Source organism: Streptomyces sp. NPDC054887 (assembly GCF_053610585.1).
Genome location: NZ_JBSGYQ010000050.1, coordinates 36,371 through 55,371, shown reverse-complemented (window position 1 = coordinate 55,371; position 19,001 = coordinate 36,371). Strand labels below are relative to the sequence as shown.

At 71.3% G+C, this 19,001-nt stretch carries 14 protein-coding genes; 12 read left to right on the top strand and 2 right to left on the bottom strand.

Annotation, left to right across the window (positions count from 1 at the left end; translation table 11 throughout):
• Window positions 1-38: 38 nt before the first annotated feature.
• On the bottom strand, window positions 39-785 hold the full coding sequence (locus ACWGH0_RS25290) for an RDD family protein (protein ID WP_453406517.1): 747 nt from the start codon (window positions 783-785) through the stop codon (window positions 39-41).
• A 229-nt stretch (window positions 786-1,014) separates the two neighbouring features.
• Between ACWGH0_RS25290 and ACWGH0_RS25285 the strand changes: the two genes are divergently transcribed.
• The 11 genes from ACWGH0_RS25285 (at window position 1,015) to ACWGH0_RS25235 (ending at window position 16,930) form a co-directional block, all read left to right on the top strand.
• Window positions 1,015-1,893 carry a bifunctional methylenetetrahydrofolate dehydrogenase/methenyltetrahydrofolate cyclohydrolase gene (locus ACWGH0_RS25285; protein WP_453406516.1) on the top strand — a complete coding sequence of 293 codons (879 nt, stop codon included), beginning with the start codon at window positions 1,015-1,017 and terminating at the stop codon, window positions 1,891-1,893.
• 896 nt (window positions 1,894-2,789) lie between these two features.
• Window positions 2,790-3,074 (top strand): DUF3017 domain-containing protein, encoded by a 285-nt coding sequence (locus ACWGH0_RS25280; RefSeq protein WP_453406515.1) that lies wholly within the window; start codon window positions 2,790-2,792, stop codon window positions 3,072-3,074.
• Window positions 3,075-3,472: 398 nt separating this feature from the next.
• Window positions 3,473-4,672 carry an XRE family transcriptional regulator gene (locus ACWGH0_RS25275; RefSeq protein ID WP_453406514.1) on the top strand — a complete coding sequence of 400 codons (1,200 nt, stop codon included), beginning with the start codon at window positions 3,473-3,475 and terminating at the stop codon, window positions 4,670-4,672.
• 504 nt (window positions 4,673-5,176) lie between these two features.
• The gene (locus tag ACWGH0_RS25270; protein WP_453406513.1) at window positions 5,177-6,166 is read left to right on the top strand and encodes a malate dehydrogenase; all 990 of its coding nucleotides are present in this window, start codon (window positions 5,177-5,179) and stop codon (window positions 6,164-6,166) included.
• A gap of 790 nt (window positions 6,167-6,956) precedes the next feature.
• The gene (locus tag ACWGH0_RS25265) at window positions 6,957-7,424 is read left to right on the top strand and encodes a hypothetical protein (protein ID WP_453406512.1); all 468 of its coding nucleotides are present in this window, start codon (window positions 6,957-6,959) and stop codon (window positions 7,422-7,424) included.
• Window positions 7,425-8,698: 1,274 nt separating this feature from the next.
• Window positions 8,699-9,073 carry a hypothetical protein gene (locus ACWGH0_RS25260; protein WP_453406511.1) on the top strand — a complete coding sequence of 125 codons (375 nt, stop codon included), beginning with the start codon at window positions 8,699-8,701 and terminating at the stop codon, window positions 9,071-9,073.
• A 608-nt stretch (window positions 9,074-9,681) separates the two neighbouring features.
• Complete coding sequence (locus tag ACWGH0_RS25255) at window positions 9,682-11,184, top strand: aldehyde dehydrogenase family protein (RefSeq protein ID WP_453406510.1); 1,503 nt, start codon at window positions 9,682-9,684, stop codon at window positions 11,182-11,184.
• Between the two features lie 113 nt (window positions 11,185-11,297).
• The gene (locus ACWGH0_RS25250; protein ID WP_453406509.1) at window positions 11,298-12,830 is read left to right on the top strand and encodes a GMC family oxidoreductase; all 1,533 of its coding nucleotides are present in this window, start codon (window positions 11,298-11,300) and stop codon (window positions 12,828-12,830) included.
• The gene (locus ACWGH0_RS25245; protein WP_453406508.1) at window positions 12,830-13,906 is read left to right on the top strand and encodes a quaternary amine ABC transporter ATP-binding protein; all 1,077 of its coding nucleotides are present in this window, start codon (window positions 12,830-12,832) and stop codon (window positions 13,904-13,906) included. Before ACWGH0_RS25250 ends, ACWGH0_RS25245 begins: the two co-directional genes overlap by 1 nt.
• Window positions 13,903-15,909 carry an ABC transporter permease gene (locus tag ACWGH0_RS25240; protein WP_453406507.1) on the top strand — a complete coding sequence of 669 codons (2,007 nt, stop codon included), beginning with the start codon at window positions 13,903-13,905 and terminating at the stop codon, window positions 15,907-15,909. Before ACWGH0_RS25245 ends, ACWGH0_RS25240 begins: the two co-directional genes overlap by 4 nt.
• Before the next feature lie 55 nt (window positions 15,910-15,964).
• Window positions 15,965-16,930 carry an ABC transporter substrate-binding protein gene (locus tag ACWGH0_RS25235; protein ID WP_453406506.1) on the top strand — a complete coding sequence of 322 codons (966 nt, stop codon included), beginning with the start codon at window positions 15,965-15,967 and terminating at the stop codon, window positions 16,928-16,930.
• A gap of 67 nt (window positions 16,931-16,997) precedes the next feature.
• Here ACWGH0_RS25235 and ACWGH0_RS25230 read toward each other — a convergent pair whose 3' ends face one another.
• Entirely contained in the window at window positions 16,998-17,516 is a 519-nt protein-coding gene (locus ACWGH0_RS25230) for a carboxymuconolactone decarboxylase family protein (RefSeq protein WP_453406505.1), read from the bottom strand.
• Between the two features lie 47 nt (window positions 17,517-17,563).
• Here ACWGH0_RS25230 and pdxR point away from each other — a divergent pair, with 47 nt between their 5' ends.
• Window positions 17,564-18,967, top strand: a complete 1,404-nt coding sequence (gene pdxR / locus ACWGH0_RS25225) for a MocR-like pyridoxine biosynthesis transcription factor PdxR (protein WP_453406504.1) — start codon at window positions 17,564-17,566, stop codon at window positions 18,965-18,967.
• Window positions 18,968-19,001 lie beyond the last annotated feature (34 nt).

The window sequence follows — 19,001 nt, the reverse complement described above, 5'->3', positions numbered from 1 at the left end:
CCCCACGGGGGTCGCGGCCTCTCGCGCGTGCGTGTGCGTTACTTCTTGATCACGATGGTGCCGGAGGCACGGTCGTGCCAGCCCTGCAGCTTGCCCGAGTTGTCGAAGAACGGGGAGAGGTAGACCAGGAGCTGGCCGATACCGCACAGGAGCGCGCCCGCCATCGGGATGATCCAGCGGATGAAGCCGCCGCCGAGGCCCGGGACCGTGCCCGTGTTCTCCTTGACGACCTTCAGGCCGAGGGACAGCTTGCCGACCGTGGCACCCAGGAAGGAGATCATCAGCCACTCGTAGAGCAGCGTGGCCAGGAAGAAGATGAGGATGATGCCGAGGAACGCGGCCATCATGCCACCGGCCGCCTCGGCCTGGTTGTTGACGCAGTCCTGGTACGCAGGGGTCAGCGGGTCGAGGCCCGTGCAGTCCTCCACGCTCTCGGCGGCGCCGACCGCTCCCGCGACGCCGACGGCGCTGAGGATGAAGTACAGCACCGAGATGATGACGGCGTCGATGACGCGCGCGCCGAAGCGGCGGCCCATCGTGGCGACCTGGACGGTGCCCAGAACCGGGACGTTGATCAGGCCGTTGTTGGCCTGGAGGGTGCCCGGCTGCTGCGGGTACGCGCCGTAGGGCTGACCCGGCTGCTGAGCGCCCTGCTGCGGGTAGCCGTACCCCTGCTGCGGGGGCACGCCCTGCGGGGCCTGCTGCGGGTAGCCGTAGCCGGGCTGGCCCTGCGGGGGCTGCTGCGGCTGCTGGCCGTACGGGTTGTTCGGGTCGCCGAAACTCATGGCGGTGTTCCTCCGTTGGAAGTGCTGGGGACGTCGCGGCCCGAGCGGAGGAACGTCACAACACAAAACCAGCGGTGCCCCCCCGCCGCTGTCCGCGGCACTGCGCCGATCATCGTTGTAGGACACTCGTGTCTTTGTCCAGTCGAGTTCCACATGCGTTGTGCAAGTGCAACCTCGGCAGGACCGGCCTGATTGGTACCGAGGCGGGTCCATCCGCGAGGATGGGGGCATGACTGCCCAGATTCTCGATGGCAAGGCCACCGCAGCCGCGATCAAGTCCGACCTGACCGCCCGCGTGGCGGCGCTGAAGTCCAAGGGCGTCGTCCCCGGGCTCGGCACCCTGCTGGTCGGTGACGACCCGGGCAGCAAGTGGTACGTCGCGGGCAAGCACCGCGACTGTGCCCAGGTCGGCATCGCGTCGATCCAGCGCGAACTGCCCGCGACCGCCTCCCAGGAGGAGATCGAGGCAGTCGTGCGCGAGCTCAACGAGAACCCGGAGTGCACGGGTTACATCGTCCAACTCCCGCTCCCCAAGGGCATCGACACCAACCGCGTCCTGGAGCTGATGGACCCGGAGAAGGACGCCGACGGCCTCCACCCCATGAGCCTCGGCCGGCTCGTGATCGGCGAGCCCGGCCCCCTGCCCTGCACGCCGTACGGCATCGTCCAGCTCCTGCGCCACCACGACGTGGAGATCAAGGGAGCCAACGTCGTGGTCGTCGGCCGCGGCATCACCATCGGCCGCCCGATGCCGCTGGTCCTGACCCGCAAGTCCGAGAACGCTACGGTGACGCAGTGCCACACCGGTACGCGCGACCTGTCCGCCCACCTCCGCCAGGCCGACATCATCATCGCTGCGGCCGGTGTGCCGCATCTCATCAAGCCCGAGGACGTCAAGCCGGGCGCGGCCGTGCTCGACGTCGGCGTCAGCCGGGACGAGGACGGCAAGATCGTCGGCGACGTGCACCCGGGCGTCGCGGAGGTCGCAGGCTGGGTCGCCCCCAACCCCGGCGGCGTCGGCCCGATGACCCGCGCCCAACTGCTCGTCAACGTCGTCGAGGCGGCGGAGCGCGCGGCCGCCGACGCGGTCGACGTGGCCGCGGGCTGAGCGGGAAGGAAGCCCCTCCGATGGGTGCTGCTACGAGTCCCGACGAACCGGCCGTCGCCGGTGACGTCACCGGCGACGGCCCGGGCGATGCCCCCGGTTACATCACGAGTGATGTCACGCTCGACGCTGCCGCCGATGCCACGAGCGGCCTCAGGAGCGACGCCGCGGGCGATGTCATGGGCGACGGTGCCGGGCGTCTGGGTGCGGCGGCCGGTGTGGTTGCCGGTGCGCGTGCGGGTGCTGGTGCGGGTACCGGCACGGCCGCTGGTGCGGGCGCAGGCGCTCGTACGGCCGCGGGCGGGGGTGCCGGTGCAGCCGCTGGTACGGACCCGCACGTCGCAGGCCCGACGGATGGGACCGACGAGACCGCCGCGGCCGGCGGGTCCGACGAGACCCCCGGGACCGACACGACCCGCAGGACCGGCGAGGCCGGCGGGACGGGCGAGGCTGGCGGGACCGGTGAGGTAGGCCGGACCGGCGAGGCAGGCGGTAGCCGTGAGGCCGGCGGTAGCCGTGAGGCAGGCGGTACGCGCACGGCCGGCGACAAGCCCGAGGCCGGCACGGCCGATTCCACCGAGTCGGCACCCGATCCCGCATCCGGGCCTGCATCCGATCCCGTATCCGGAGTTGCAGCCGATCCGGCATCCGGACCTGCACCCGACTCCGCACCCGAATCCGGACCGCACCCCCAACCCGAACCCGAAGCCGAGCCCGAATCCGGGCCCGAACCCGAACCCGCCGCCAAGGGAGTCGTCAGCGCGCCCGGTCCGGACGGCCCCGTCCGCACCACCCGGCGCTTCCCCCTCTTCACCCGGGACACCGCCCGGCCCGAGGGCGGCGGACGTGCGGCTCCCGGCGACGCGGCGGCCCCCGTTCGCCAGTGGCCGTTCCTCGTGGTGCTCGGCACGACCGCGCTGGGACTGCTGCTCGTGGCGGTCGACGCGTTCGGGATCGGCTTCCGTATCGGCACGCTGATGATCGGCCTGGCGCTGCTCTCCGGCGCCGTACTGCGACGCCTGATCCCCTCGGTCGGCATGCTCGCCGTACGCTCGCGCTTCACCGACATGGCGACGTACGGCCTGCTCGGCTTCGCCATCGTCATGCTCGCGCTGATGGCGCAGCCCGAGCCCTGGCTGGAGATCCCGCTCCTGGAGTCGGCGGTCCGCTTCACGGTCCGCTGAACCGGCGTTGCGTCCGACGCCCGCCCTCTCCCCCGAGGAAGGACGGGCGTCGGCACGGCTTTCAGCGTCAGGGACGCGTCAATTCCGTTCAAGAGCTGTCGGGTCCCTGTGGCACGGAGGTGACCATTCCGCCACCGCCTGATCACTGCGTGACAGATGGGGCGACGGATCGCGCCGGGCCCTGGCGGTGGGACACTGTTCCCGGGAATCGGGCGGGGGCGCGCAAGGGGCGCGCCGGACGCCCGAATGCTCCCGTGCGCTCCCACCCCAGGAACTGACATCCTGGTTTGGCGCATCCCTCCTGTTGGCCCGGCACGCCGGCGGCGGAAGGGGCGTAGTGGGGGGAGCACGCGAGCACGGGGCACATCAGGCACGTACGGGGGGACAAGGGGGAAGCAATGCCTCGTTGGAAAGCTCTACCGGAGGATCTCGATCCGCAGGTCAAGGAGTTCGCCAGCCAACTGCGCCGGCTGGTTGACCGCAGCGGGCTCAGCGTCGCCGCGGTGGCGGACCGGACCGGGTACAGCAAGACGTCCTGGGAGCGCTACCTGAACGGGCGGCTGCTCGCGCCCAAGGGCGCGGTTCTGGCGCTCGCCGAGGTGACCGGCACGAACGCGGGCCACCTGACCACCATGTGGGAGCTCGCGGAGCGCGCCTGGAGCCGTTCCGAGATGCGTCACGACATGACGATGGAAGCGATTCGCATCTCGCAGGCACGTGCCGCGCTGGGCGAGTTCGACCAGACCCCCGCGCCGGCCAAGGGGGGCCGCCAGGCCCGCCGCACCGCCACGGACCCGAACGGTCCGGCCGCAGGCGGCGGCTTCGCCGGCACGGCCATGGGCCCCGGCGCGGACTCCCTCGGCCCGGCTTCCGGTACGGGTGCCGGCCCGGCCGCGGGCGCGGGCGCAGCAGGCCGCGGAACACCCGGCCGCCGTACGCCGACGGGCTCGCCGCAGGACTTCATATCCCCCCAGCAGCAGCACCAGAACCAGCAGCACTCGAACCAGCAGCAGAACGGCAGGGGGCCGGGGGCGGGCCCCGGGGCCGGTTCGCCGGACGGCCGGCGCAGGCGCCGGAAGGTCACCATGTTCCTCGCCGGCGTCGTGGGCGCGCTGCTGGTGATAGCGGCCGCCGTACTGCTGACCGACTTCGGCGGCAAGGACAAGGGTCCCGTAGCCAAGGACAAGCCGAAGACCCAACCGGCCACTTCGGCTCCCAAGCTGCCCCCCGGCGTCAAGTGCAGCGGCAACGACTGCACCGGTGAGGACCCGGAGGCCATGGGCTGCGGCGGTGAGTTCGCCAAGACGACGGCCAGCGCGACGGTCGGTACCGCCTTCGTCGAGGTCCGGTACAGCAAGACGTGTGGCGCGGCATGGGCCCGTATCACGCAGGCCGCGGTCGGCGACAAGGTGGAGATCGCCTCGGACGCCGCTCCCGCTGCCGGCTCGGGCGGTGCGGAGAAGCCCGAACCGCAGAACGGCCTCGTCGACGCCGACAAGGACGCGTACACCCCCATGGTCGCCGCGACCAAGGCCACTGACGCGAAGGCGTGCGCAACCCTCGCGACGGGCGTGAAGGGTTGCACCACTCAGGAGTAGGGCCTGTGAGTACCTGATAGAGCCAGGTAGGGCCTGGTAGGGCCAGGTAGGGCCTGGGGTGAGGACCGGATCCCGGGCGCGTCGCCCGAGTGGTGTGATCAGCCGTCATGAGCGGTGGTGAAGGACGGCGTAGGCCGGGGAGCAGCCGCGAAGATCTGTCACAAGCTGTGAAGGCATGTGAAGACCGAGAAGAGACGAGCAGAAGAGGGAATGCGCGCGCCGGAAGCGGGCAGGCGGATGGTGTCCCCCCACGGGTGAACACCACCCCGGTCGGCCGGCCGCCCGCGCTCCCCCCCCCCTGGCGCGGGCGGCCGCCCGGCGTTCGGGGGTTATGTGCGCCGCACCACACGGGGTCGGGAGACCGGGACTCCCGGGGTCGGATAGCCTGACCGCTGGATATCTCTTCACGTCAAGATTCAGACGCCGAACAGACGCCTGGGCGTGCGGGATATCCAGCAACGAGGGGCAGGGACCCCCACCGCCAGCTGTCTTACGGAGATCGCCATGACCCGCACTCCCGTGAATGTCACCGTCACCGGCGCGGCCGGACAGATCGGTTACGCGCTGCTCTTCCGCATCGCTTCCGGCCACCTGCTCGGCGCGGATGTGCCGGTCAAACTGCGTCTCCTGGAAATCCCGCAGGGCCTGAAGGCCGCCGAGGGCACCGCCATGGAGCTCGACGACTGCGCCTTCCCGCTGCTCCAGGGCATCGAGATCACCGACGACCCGAACGTCGGCTTCGACGGCGCGAACGTAGCCCTCCTCGTCGGCGCCCGCCCGCGCACGAAGGGCATGGAGCGCGGCGACCTGCTGTCCGCCAACGGTGGCATCTTCAAGCCGCAGGGCAAGGCCATCAACGACAACGCCGCCGACGACATCCGGGTGCTCGTCGTCGGCAACCCGGCCAACACCAACGCGCTCATCGCGCAGGCTGCGGCACCGGACGTACCGGCCGAGCGCTTCACGGCGATGACGCGCCTGGACCACAACCGCGCGCTGTCGCAGCTCGCGAAGAAGACCGGCGCCACGGTCTCCGACATCAAGCGCCTCACGATCTGGGGCAACCACTCGGCGACGCAGTACCCGGACATCTTCCACGCGGAGGTCGCCGGCAAGAACGCCGCCGAGGTCGTCAACGACGAGCAGTGGCTGGCCGACACCTTCATCCCGACCGTCGCCAAGCGCGGCGCGGCGATCATCGAGGCGCGCGGCGCGTCCTCGGCGGCCTCCGCCGCCAACGCGGCCATCGACCACGTGCACACGTGGGTCAACGGCACGGCGGCCGGCGACTGGACGTCGATGGGCATCCCGTCGGACGGTTCGTACGGCGTGCCGGAGGGTCTCATCTCCTCCTTCCCGGTCACCTGCAAGGACGGCAAGTACGAGATCGTCCAGGGCCTGGACATCAACGAGTTCTCCCGCGCGCGCATCGACGCGTCGGTGAAGGAGCTCGAAGAGGAGCGCGCCGCGGTACGCGAGCTGGGCCTGATCTGACCTGAGGTACGGCCTGACGCCGTCAGCCTGATGGGGCACGGATGCACGGATGCACGGATGTGCTGATGGGTTGATGCGCGGATGTGCTGATGTGGCAACGCCCCCGGTAGTCGATGAATCGGCTGCCGGGGGCGTTGTTGTTGGCGCGGCGGGGGTGGGGCGGAGGTACGGGAACCACTTGTTGCTTCTGGGGGGTGTGGGGCCGTCCCCGGGCGCTTGAGTGTCGGTGGGCCGGGGTGGCGCGTCAAGGGCGCTCCTACGTCGCGTCGCTGCGCGATGGACCTACGGCCCACCCTTGACCCACCACCCCGGCCCACCGCAAACGCTTATGGGGGGACGGCGCCAGGAAAACGCCCTGCACGGGAGCGGGATGGGGGCGGGCGTTTGTTTGGTGGCTTGCGGGTGTGTGGTGGGGTGCGCGGTCGGTTCTGGGGTGGCTCGGCCCCTGTCTCGGCGGGTGCGACGACGGCCGCTGGTGCGACACCGACATGGGGATGCACGCGAGCGCCCCGGCTCGGTGGGCGGCCAGCCTTGCCGGTCGACGTGCGGAGTTGATCTGGACGTACTTGGCGCCTGCGGATGGGGCAGGGATGAACCGAACTCCACAGATGGCGAGGACTGTCGTCCTATTTGCCCCGTGTGGGATGAGTCGCTGGGGTGGTGCGTGCGCGATGTGTTGAGTTGGTCCCAGCCCAACGGCCTGACAGCCCGACACGCCATCAGGGTGGCCTGCACGCCCCTGCCTAGAGGACTCACGGTCTCACTCACGGTCTCCGACTGACTGTCAGTCGTGGATGCCAGAATCGGCGGCATGCCGCTGTGCGACTACTTCTCCGCCGCTGACGACGAGGCCGCCGTCGCGGTCCTTCGGTATCCGGGTGGGCCGGGGTCGGTGGAGTACGACGTCGTGTGTCTCAAGGGCATCGACCCGGTTGTCTCGATCGCTCGGCTCGAAGCCGTGATGACGGGATGCAGCTATGAGGAAGTCGGTCGACGTTCGAAGTCCGGCGGTGTCGTGTCGTTGCCGGAAGAGGGTCCGCCGTTCGTCGTCAGCGTGTCGGACGCGCTGACCGACGCCCTTGTCACGGCGACGCGGGACGACATCGTTCGCTGCGCCGAGTTGTGGTCGAGGACCGATGAACTGCGGCAGCTACACGTGGACGTCGAGTTCGCGGCCGGTGTTTTGCGCAATCTGGCCGGACTGGCTCAGCGCGCTCGGGTCTCTGGGTCGCGGTTGTACTGCTGGTGGGCGCTGTGAGCGACCGGCGACCGGCGACCGACGGGCTGCGCCTAGACGTGCACATCGTCGAGATCTGCGGCGCTGCACATCGGGGGTGGGACGAAGTCCACACTTGGTGAGCCGGAACGCCTCACCGGTCTCAGCCGACACATCCGTATCGGTTCGGCTCGCTAGGTGGGGGTGAGGACCCACAGAGGGTCGCCTACCCCCATCTGCCCGCGATCGGCCGCGCCATTTGCCCCGAAACCGTCCACCACGCACCCACCCACCCGCCGCTCACCAACGGACTTACGTCCCACCCGGTCACCGGACCGACGGGCTTACGTCCCACCCGGTCATCGGGGCCACGAACGGCCTTACGTCTCAGCGGGTCCCCGGGGCAACGGGTGAACGTCTAGCCGGTCACCGGCCATCGGTGACCGGTCAAGGTGTGCACTTGGCCGCCCGGCCGGGCGGAGTCGCCCCGCCCCCATGCCGTCTTCACGCACGCCCGCACGCCCGCACGTCGCCCGGAAGCGCCCCGCCCCATCGCCCGGTGTGCTGGCACGGGTCGCGATGGTGGTGTCGCACCAACGGCCGTTCCCGTCAGCCGCTGAGCCAGGGGCCGCACCACCCCAGAAGCCGTCGCGCCCCGCCCACCGGTCTCCAACCCGGCGACGTACGTGCAACCACTCTCCGAGCCTTTCCCGTGGGCTCCCCCCGGGGGCCGCCCCCCTTAAGCCTTGCGTCGGAGGTTCGGCGGTCAAGGGTGGAGCGCAGCGCAATCGCCGCAGGCGACGCGACGCAGGAGCGCCCTTGAGGGGCGGGCCTCCGACGCCACCCTCCAGAAAGGCGGCCCCCACACCAGAAGCAATCAACGCCCCAGGCCCAACAAAGCCCGCCGCCTTTCCCGGCTCAGCGCTCCCCGGGGCCTGCGGCGGGACCGCGTGGCCGCCCCCTTGACGAGCGACAGCTCGCCGATCTTGACCGGGCGACCCCAGGGCTCCCAGCCCGGCTCTCAAGCTTCGCCCTCTCTGCGCAGGCAGGTGCAGACTGTCCGGCCGTTCGCACCAGATGGTGTTTGCTCACCCGGATCGCATTGCAGGAAGTGGGATGGTAGACCGGCGAGTTCGGGCGGAGAATCGTGCGCGTCGAGACGGGGGTCGTCACCATTAAGGCCGCTGATGGGTCCGCTGAGTCCGCGTACGGAAGCGCCTTCGGCATCGGTGACAGGAACACGGTTACGACGACGAGCGTCAACAGCCAAGGTAGTAGCAACAGCAGCAGTGCCGGCAGCGATGGGGGAGTACGCAATGGGAACCTCTGACGAGCAGCGGTCGGTCCACGTCGGGACCGTGCACAACAGCGCCATCGGCATCGGGAACGGCAACACCGTCAGCAACACCAACAACGTCGCCGTGCCGTCCCGTGACCCGGCGCAAGAGGAGTTGCTCCTCGCCGTACGGCAGCTGCGGGCGGACCTGGACCGGCTCGTCGCCAGCGACGCCACCGTCGTGCTCGACGCCGAGCTCGTGTCTACCGAGGAGGAGATCGAGGGCGGCGGCGAGGCTACCCCCGGCCGCCTCGCCCGGCTGCGTGACGCGCTGGTGGCGGCGGGGCCGGGCGTCGAGTTCCTGGCCTCCGGGGCCGCCGCTGTGGCTGCGGTCGGCGCGCTGCTGGGAGGCTGAACGTACGACCCCTCCGGACGGCAACGGAGAGTGACAGCATGGGGGAGGGGGAAGGGCGCGGCCGGGCCGTGCGTGGTCTGTACGTGCCTCCCTCGCCGCCTCCCTCGTCCTCCGCTGCCGTTTGGCGGGGCCGAATTTCGCCGTTTGAGCGCCGCGACAGCGGTCGTCGCTGTGCTCCCCGCGTTGACGCCATGACGGTGTAATTCGCCGTCGCCGTCGCCGTCGCCGTCGCCGTCGCCGTCGCCGTCGCGGGAGCCTCGCCGGCGCCCGGCTGACAGCCGGTGACGCCCGCTGGACAGCCGGCGACAGAGCCCAGTCATCACGGAAACCGCCCACCCACCCCGCCCTACCTGCCCGTCCCCCGACCCACTCCACGCCCCAGCCCGCCCGCACCCACCCCCCGCCGTCGCACGCATGCCGATCGGAACCCGTAACCGAGTGACTGCGATGCGCTTTGCGGGGTAGTCTGACCGGTTTTGTTGCATGTTGGTCGTGACACAGGGCACTTTCGGCCATGTGTTGCGCATGGTTATCGCCTTTGGGGGGAGGGCTCCCGGTCGCCGGTCTTTACCGGCCGTACATATCGGGAATGGAAGGCGAAACGCGAAGTGTCGGGACAACAGACCATCCATGTGGGCGGGAAGTGGCAGGCAGCCGCTTCCGGTGCCACGCGCGAGATCATCGACCCCGCGGACGCCAAGCCCTTCGCCGTCGTCGCCGAGGGGGGTGCCGCGGACGTCGATGCCGCCGTGGCGGCCGCCCGTACGGCCTTCGACTCGGGCGAGTGGCCCCGTACCCCGGTGGTCGAGCGGGCCGCGCTGCTGCGCCGGGTCGGGGACCTGCTCCAGCGGGACCGTGAGGACATCGCGCTGCTCGAAAGCCGCGACGCGGGGAAGACCCTGGAGGAGGGCCGGGTCGACGTCGACTGCGTGAGCGACGCCTTCCGGTACTTCGCCGAACTCGTCGTCGGCGAGGGCGGGGGCCGGGTCGTCGACGCCGGTTCGCCCGGCATCCACAGCGTCGTCGTGCACGAGCCGGTCGGCGTCTGCGCGCTCATCGCGCCGTGGAACTACCCGCTCCTCCAGGCCAGTTGGAAGATCGCCCCGGCCCTGGCGGCGGGCAACACCTTCGTGCTCAAGCCGAGCGAGATCACTCCGCTGACGACCGTGGCGCTGATGGAGCTGCTGGTGGAGGCGGGCCTGCCGGCCGGCGTGGCCAACCTGGTGACCGGTCCGGGCGACCCCGTCGGCGCGCGGATGGCCGAGCACCCCGACGTCGACCTCGTCTCGTTCACGGGCGGCCTCGCCAGCGGTACGAAGGTCATGCGGGCCGCCGCCGTCACCGTGAAGAAGGTGGCGCTCGAACTGGGCGGAAAGAACCCCAACGTCGTCTTCGCGGATGCCTGCGCGACCGAGGAGGGCTTCGACACCGCCGTCGACCAGGCGCTGAACGCCGCGTTCATCCACAGCGGCCAGGTCTGCTCGGCCGGCTCGCGCCTGATCGTCGAGGAGTCGGTGCGCGAGCGCTTCGTCGCCGAACTCGCCCGCCGGGCGGAGAAGATCCGCCTCGGCCGCGGCACGGCCGACGGCGTCGAGTGCGGCCCGCTCGTCTCCGCCCAGCAGTTGGCGAAGACGGAGATGTACGTCGCCTCCGCGCTGGAGGAGGGCGCGGTGCTGCGCTCCGGCGGCAAGCGGCCCGAACCGTCCGGCGTACGGCCCGAGGGCGGGTACTTCTACGCGCCGACCGTCCTCGACCGGTGCCACCGCGAGATGCGCGTCGTACGGGAGGAGGTCTTCGGGCCGGTCCTGACCGTGGAGACCTTCCGTACGGAGGACGAGGCCGTCGCGCTGGCCAACGACACCGAGTACGGGCTGGCGGGCGGCGTGTGGACGGCCGACGCCGGACGCGCCCGGCGCGTCGCGGGGCGGCTGCGGCACGGCACCGTGTGGATCAACGACTTCCACCCCTACCTGCCGCAGGCGGAGTGGGGCGGCTTCGGCAAGTCCGGTGTCGGGCGCGAGCTCGGACCCTCGGGACTCGCGGAGTACCGGGAGGCCAAGCACATCTACCAGAACCTGGACCCGCGCCCGGTGCGCTGGTTCGCGGGCTGAGGCGCGCCGCCCGACCGCCCTTCCCGACACCCGAGGCCCCCGCCCCGTACCACCGGTCCCGAAGGACCAGCCGGCCCGGCGACCGAGGCCGCACGAAAGAGGAGCAGCAACCCATGCCCGTATACGACTACGTCGTCGTCGGGGGCGGCACCGCAGGTTCGGTGATCGCGTCCCGGCTGACCGAGGACCCGTCGGTCCGCGTCGCCGTCATCGAGGGAGGGCCGACCGACGTCGACCGCCCCGACGTCCTCACCCTGCGGCGCTGGATGGGCCTGCTGGGCGGCGAGCTCGACTACGACTACCCGACCACCGAGCAGCCCCGCGGCAACTCACACATCCGGCACAGCCGCGCCCGGGTCCTGGGCGGCTGCTCCTCGCACAACACCCTCATCGCCTTCCAGCCCCTGCCGTCCGACTGGGACGAGTGGGAGACCGCGGGCGCGAAGGGCTGGGGCGCCGAGGCCATGGCGCCGTACTTCCACAAGCTGCGCAACAACATCGTGCCGGTGGCGGAGAAGGACCGGAACGCCATCGCCCGCGACTTCGTCGACGCCGCCCAGGACGCCGTCGGCGTGCCGCGCGTCGAGGGGTTCAACCAGCAGCCGTTCCACGAGGGCGTCGGCTTCTTCGACCTCGCCTACCACCCCGAGGACAACAAGCGCTCGTCCGCCTCGGTGGCCTACCTGCACCCGTTCCTGGACCGGCCGAACCTCCACATCATGCTGGAGAGCTGGGCGTACAGGCTGGAGCTGGAGGGGACGCGGGCGACCGGCGTACGGGTGCGGACCAAGGACGGCGAGGAGGTCCTCGTCGAGGCGAGCCGCGAGGTGCTGGTCTGCGCGGGCGCGGTGGACACCCCCCGGCTGCTGCTGCACTCCGGCATCGGGCCCCGGCAGGACCTGGAGGCGCTCGGGATTCCCGTCGTGCACGACCTGCCGGGCGTCGGCGAGAACCTGCTCGACCACCCGGAGTCGGTCATCGTCTGGGAGACGGACGGGCCGATACCCGAGAACTCCGCGATGGACTCCGACGCGGGCCTGTTCGTACGGCGCGACCCGGCGAGCCGCGGCCCGGACCTGATGTTCCACTTCTACCAGATCCCGTTCACCGACAACCCGGAGCGCCTCGGCTACGAGCGGCCCGAGCACGGCGTGTCGATGACCCCGAACATCCCGAAGCCGCACAGCCGCGGCCGCCTCTTCCTGACGAGCGCCGATCCGGCCGTCAAGCCCGCGCTGGACTTCCGCTACTTCACGGACGAGGACGACTACGACGCCCAGACGCTCGTCGACGGCATCCGCATCGCCCGCGAGATCGCCAAGGCCGAGCCGCTCGCCAAGTGGCTGAAGCGCGAGGTGTGCCCCGGCCCCGAGGTGACCTCCGACGAGGACATCAGCGCGTACGCCCGGAAGGTGGCGCACACCGTGTACCACCCGGCGGGCACCTGCCGGATGGGCGACGGCGACGACGAACTCGCGGTGGTCGCTCCGGACTTGAGAATCCGCGGCCTCGAAGGCGTACGTATCGCCGACGCGTCCGTGTTCCCGACGATGCCCGCCGTGAACCCGATGATCGGGGTCCTGATGGTCGGGGAGAAGTGCGCCGAACTGCTTGCAGAAACCACTACACCGGGAGGTGATGCGTGATGACCGCCGCTGAACACACGAACGCCGAACCGGTCTTCTCCGTACGGAACCTGTGGAAGGTCTTCGGACCGAAGGCCGACCGCGTACCGGCGAACGCCGAGTACGCCGAACTGTCCGCCGAGGAGCTGCGGGACCGCACCGGCTGCACCGCCGCCGTGCGTGACGTCTCCTTCGACGTGCACAAGGGCGAGGTCTTCGTCGTGATGGGACTCTCGGGCTCCGGCAAGTCGACCCTCGTACGCTGCCTCACCCGGCTCATCGAGCCCACCTCCGGCGCCGTCGCCATCGACGGCGAGGACGTCCTGTCCATGGACAGGACGCGGCTGCGCGAACTGCGCAGGCACCGCGCCTCCATGGTCTTCCAGCACTTCGGCCTGCTGCCGCACCGCTCGGTCCTCGACAACGTGGCCTACGGCCTGGAGATCCAGGGCATGGGCCGGGCAGAGCGCCGCGCCAAGGCCGCCGAGGTCGTCGAGAAGGTCGGCCTCGCCGGGATGGAGGAGCGCCGTCCCGGGCAGCTCTCCGGCGGGCAGCAGCAGCGGGTGGGCCTCGCCCGCGCCCTCGCCGTCGACCCCGAGGTGCTCCTCTTCGACGAGCCGTTCAGCGCCCTCGACCCGCTGATCCGCCGCGACATGCAGGAGGAAGTCGTACGCCTGCACCGCGAGGAGGGCCGCACCATGGTCTTCATCACCCACGACCTCAGCGAGGCGCTGCGCATCGGCACCCGGATCGCGCTGATGCGCGACGGCCGGATCGTGCAGCTCGGCACCCCTGAGGAGATCGTCGGGGCACCCGCCGACGACTACGTGCGGGACTTCGTCCGCGACGTGGCGCGCGAGCAGGTCATGACCGTACGCACGGCCATGCGCCCCGCCGGGGACGTGGCCGAGACCGAGAACGGCGCCTCCGTCGCCCCCGACGCCACCGTCTCCGCCGCCATCGAGGCCGTCGCCCGCACCGGCGCGCCCGCCCGCGTCATGGAGAACGGACGCTGCATAGGCGTCGTCGACCACCAGGGGCTGCTCGCGGTCGTCGCCGGCCTCGGAGCCCAGGACCCGAAGGCGGTCGCCGCATGACGGCGGCCGTCACCACGCCCCCGAAGGAGACGACGGTGCCCGGCCCCGGCCGGCTCGCCGCCGCCCTGCGCCACCGCGCGGGCCGCAAGCTCCTGCCGCTCGCCGTCGCCGCGTTCGTGCTCGTACCGCTGGGCGCCGCGCTCCTGGGCGGCGGTGGCTGGCCCGCCGGCCTGACCGTCGACGTGTCCGGTCCGCTCGACGACGCCAACGCGTGGGTCATCGACAACCGCGAGACCCACCCCCTGTTCCTGTACTTCCTGCTGCACCTGTCCAACACCGCGACCGACGCCGTCGACGCCGTCTACGCCGGCCTCGACGCGCTCGGCTGGCTCGGCTTCGCCGTGCTCGCGGTGCTGTTCGCGTGGCGCGCCGCCGGACTCGACCGGCGCGGCGCGAAGACGGCGGGCATCGCGGCCGTCGTGTTCACCGTGTGCGGGCTCCTCGGCATGTGGGACGCCACGCTGCTGACCATCGCGCTGATGGTCGTCGCCGTCGCGGTCGCCTCCGTGCTCGGCATCGCGCTCGGACTCGCGGCCGGACTCTCCGACCGCTTCCACCGGATGCTGCGCCCGGTGCTGGACACCATGCAGGTGATGCCGGCCTTCGCGTACCTGCTGCCGTTCGTCCTCGTCTTCGGCACCGGCACGCCCGCGGCCCTCTTCTGCACGGTCATCTACGCCGCCCCGCCGATGGCCCGCCTCACGGCACTCGGCCTGCGCGGCGCCGACGCCGGGGTACTGGAGGCATCCGCCTCGCTCGGCGCGAGCGGATGGCAGCGGCTGTGGACGGCACGTCTGCCGCTCGCCCGCAAGGAGATGCTGCTCGGCCTCAACCAGACGATCATGATGGCGCTCTCGATGGTCGTCATCGCGGCCCTCGTCGGCGCCGGCGGTCTCGGCGAGGAGGTCTACTCGGCACTGTCCACGGTCGACGTCGGCAAGGCGCTCGCGGCCGGTGTCCCGATCGTGCTGATCGCCGTCTGGCTCGACCGCACGACCGCCGCGGCCGGCGAACGCATCGGTGCCTCGGCGCCGGGCGGCCCGAAGTTCCTGCACGGCCCGCGCGCCTGGGCGCTCGTCGCGGTCGTCACGGCGGCCGCCGCCGCGGCCGGCCGGGCGCTGCTCACGCGGAGCTGGCCGGAAGGGTGGACGTACGACGTCTCCACGCCCGTCAACAAGGCGCAGGACTGGATCACCGACCACCTCGCATCGGGCGTCCCGGTGCTCGGCGGCACCGAGGTGTGGTCGGAGAACTTCACGCTGTGGGTGCTCAACCCGCTGCGGGACGGGCTGGTGTGGCTGCCCTGGTGGGCGCTGCTGCTGATCGTGGCCGCCCTGGCCTGGCTGGTCGGCTCCTGGGCGACCGCGCTGACCTCGACGCTCGCACTGGGCGCCGTGGGTGTTCTCGGCGTGTGGACGAAGTCCCTCGACACGCTCTCCCAGGTGATCGCGGCCCTGTTCGTGACGCTGCTGCTGGGCTTCGCGCTCGGCATCGCGGCGGCCCGCGCGGGCCGGTTCGAACGGTGGATGCGGCCGGTGCTCGACGCGATGCAGACCATGCCGCAGTTCGTGTACCTGATCCCGGTGGTCGCCCTGTTCGGCGTCACGCGCGCCTCCGCGATCATCGCGGCCGTCGTGTACGCGCTGCCCGCCGTCGTCCGCATCACCACCCAGGGGATCAGGGAAGTGGACCCGTCCGCCCTGGAGGCGGCACGCTCCCTGGGCGCCGGACCCCGGCAGCAGCTCCTCCAGGTCCAGCTGCCGCTGGCCCGCCCGGCGCTCCAGCTCGCCGTCAACCAGGGCGTCGTACTGGTCCTCGCCGTGGTCGTCGTCGGCGGCCTCGTCGGCGGTGGCGCGCTCGGATACGACGTCGTCAAGGGCCTCTCGCGCGGCGAGATGGGTGTCGGTATGACCGCGGGCGCCGCGATCGTGTGCCTCGGACTCGTACTGGACCGCCTGACCCAGCCGGGCGCCGGGCGCGCGCGCCGGCGCGACGACGGCTGACCGCCCCTTTCCCCGCTTGCTTCCGCACTTCCGCCAGAAGAAGAGAGTCACCTTCATGCGCATGAACACCCGGATCACCCGCACAGCCGCCGCCACCGCCGCGGCCCTCGGCCTGCTCGCCCTCAGCGGGTGCGGCGCCGCCGAGACCGGCAAGAGCCAGGAGGCCGGCGACAAGAAGACCGTGAAGCTGACGGTCCCGTCGTGGGTCGGCGCCCAGGCCAACACCGCCGTGGCGGCGTACCTCCTGGAGAAGGAGCTCGGCTACACCGTCAAGACCCAGCAGATGGGCGAGGTCCTCGCGTGGGACGCGCTGTCGAAGGGCGACATCGACGGGATCCTGGAGGACTGGGGCCACCCCAAGGAGGAGAAGCAGTACGTCGACACCAAGAAGACCGTCGTCAAGGGCGGCGACCTCGGTGTCACCGGGCACATCGGCTGGTTCGTCCCGAAGTACTTCGCGGACAAGCACCCGGACGTCACGGACTGGAAGAACCTCAACAAGTACGCCGACGAGTTCAAGACAGCGGAGAGTGGCGACAAGGGCGAGATCCTCGAAGGGTCGCCCGACTACGTCACCAACGACGACGCGCTGATCAAGAACCTGAAGCTGGACCTGAAGACCAACTACTCGGGTTCCGAGGCCAGCCAGATCACCGCCATGAAGAAGTACGCGAAGGCCGAGAAGCCGTTCCTGACGTACTGGTGGACGCCGCAGTGGCTGAACGCCGAGATCGACATGGTCGAGGTCAAGCTGCCGGAGTACAAGGAAGGCTGCGACGCCGACCCGAAGAAGATCGCCTGCGGCTACCCGAACACGCCGCTCCAGAAGTTCTTCAACGCGGACTTCGCGAAGAACGGCGGCGAGGCGGCCGAGTTCCTGAAGAACTTCAAGTGGACGACCGAGCAGCAGAACGAGGTCGCCCTGATGATCGCCGACGAGAAGCTGTCGCCGGAGGCCGCGGCCGAGAAGTGGGTCAAGGCGAACGAGTCGACGTGGAAGTCCTGGATGCCCAAGAAGTAACCGGGCGCGCAGCACGCAGCGAGGGGCCCGCCGCAGCAGTGGCGGGCCCCTCGCGGCGTGCCGTCGCTCAGTGCGCGAAGTCGCCCGGCGTGTAGTGGCCGGGGACCATGCGGGTGCTCACGCCGAAGCGGTTCCACGCGTTGATGACCGTGACGGCGGCGATCAGGCGCGCCAGTTCGGCCTCCTCGAAGTGCTCGGCGGCCCGCGCGTAGACGTCGTCGGGGACGAAGCCGTCGGTCAGGACGGTGACGGCCTCGGTGAGTTCCAGCGCCGCCGCCTCCTTCGCGGTGTAGAAGTGCCGGGACTCCTGCCAGGCGCTCAGCTGGACGATCCGCTCGACGGATTCACCGGCCGCCAGCGCGTCCTTGGAGTGCATGTCGATGCAGAAGGCGCAGCGGTTGAGCTGCGAGGCGCGGATCTTGACCAGCTCCAGGAGGACCGGATCGAGGCCCTTCCTGGCCGCGGCGTCCAGCGTGATCATGGCCTTGTAGACGTCCGGGGCGAGCTTCGCCCATTCCAGGCGCGGCGGGTGCTCGGGGGCGTGTTCGGCGGTCTTCGGGTGCGTGGCGTGCGTCGCTGTCGTCATGGAGTCGACGCTACGGCGGTGTTGGCGCACCACTATGGTCCATTGCCGTGACGGATCCATGGGCCACTTACGGTGTCGACCTGCATGTGGAGCTCGGCGCCTCCGGGCTCCGTAGGGGCCTGATGAACGCCCTGCGCGAAGCCGTCCGCACCGGCAGGCTGGCCCCCGGCACGCGGCTGCCGTCCTCCCGGTCGCTCGCCGCCGACCTGGGCGTCGCCCGCAACACCGTCGCGGACGCGTACGCCGAACTGGTCGCCGAGGGCTGGCTCACCGCCCGTCAGGGCTCGGGCACCCGGGTCGCGCCGCGGGCCGCGCCGCGCGAGACCCCGGCGCCCGCCGTCGCTCCGCGCCGGGGCGCGCGGCGCGCGGCGGCGTACAGCCTCATGCCGGGCAGCCCCGACCTGGCGTCCTTCCCGCGTGCGCAGTGGCTGCGGGCCGCCCGGCGCGCTCTGACCACCGCGCCGCACGACGCGTTCGGGTACGGCGATCCGCGGGGGCGCGTGGAGCTGCGCACTGCCGTCGCGGAGTACCTCGCGCGGGCGCGGGGCGTGCGGGCCTCGCCGGACCGGGTCGTCGTCTGCTCGGGTTTCGTGCACGGGCTGTCGCTCCTCGCGAAGGTGCTGGCGCGGCGGGGCGTACGGGAGGTGGCGGTCGAGTCGTACGGCCTGCCCTTCCACCGGGACGTGTTCACCGAGGCCGGCCTCGGCACCCCGGCGCTGGGGCTGGACGCGCACGGGGCGCGCACCGGCGAGCTGGGGGAGCTGCCGGACGCGGGGGCCGTGCTGCTGACGCCGGCCCACCAGTTCCCCACCGGTGCCGCCCTGCGGGCGGACCGCCGCTCGGCCGCCGTCGACTGGGCGCGCTCCACCGGCGGGCTGGTCCTGGAGGACGACTACGACGGCGAGTTCCGCTACGACCGGCAGCCGGTCGGCGCCCTCCAGGGGCTCGATCCGGAGCGCTGCGTCTACCTGGGCACGGCGAGCAAGTCGCTCGCCCCGGGGCTGCGGCTGGCGTGGATGGTGCTGCCCGGGGCGCTGGCGCGGGAGGTGGCGGCGGCGAAGGGCGTCGTCGACTGGATGTCGGGTTCCCCGGACCAGCTGACGCTCGCGGAGTTCATCCGCTCCGGCGCGTACGACCGTCACGTGCGCGCCATGCGGCTGCGCTACCGCCGGCGGCGCGACCAGCTGGTGCAGGCGCTGGCGGACCGGGCGCCCGGCGTACGGGTGACGGGCATCGCGGCGGGGCTGCACGCCGTCCTGGAGCTGCCGGCCGGCACGGAGCGCTCGGTCGTGCAGGCGGCGGCGTGGCAGGGCCTGGCGCTGGAAGGCGTCGGCAGTTTCCGCCATCCGTCGGTGCGACGGGACGGGGACGCGCTGGTCGTGGGATACGCCACACCGCCGGACAGCGCCTGGACGGGCGCCCTGGACGCCCTGTGCCGGGCACTGCCGTGAGGGTGCTCCGGCCGCCGGCCGGGTGGGGGGAGCC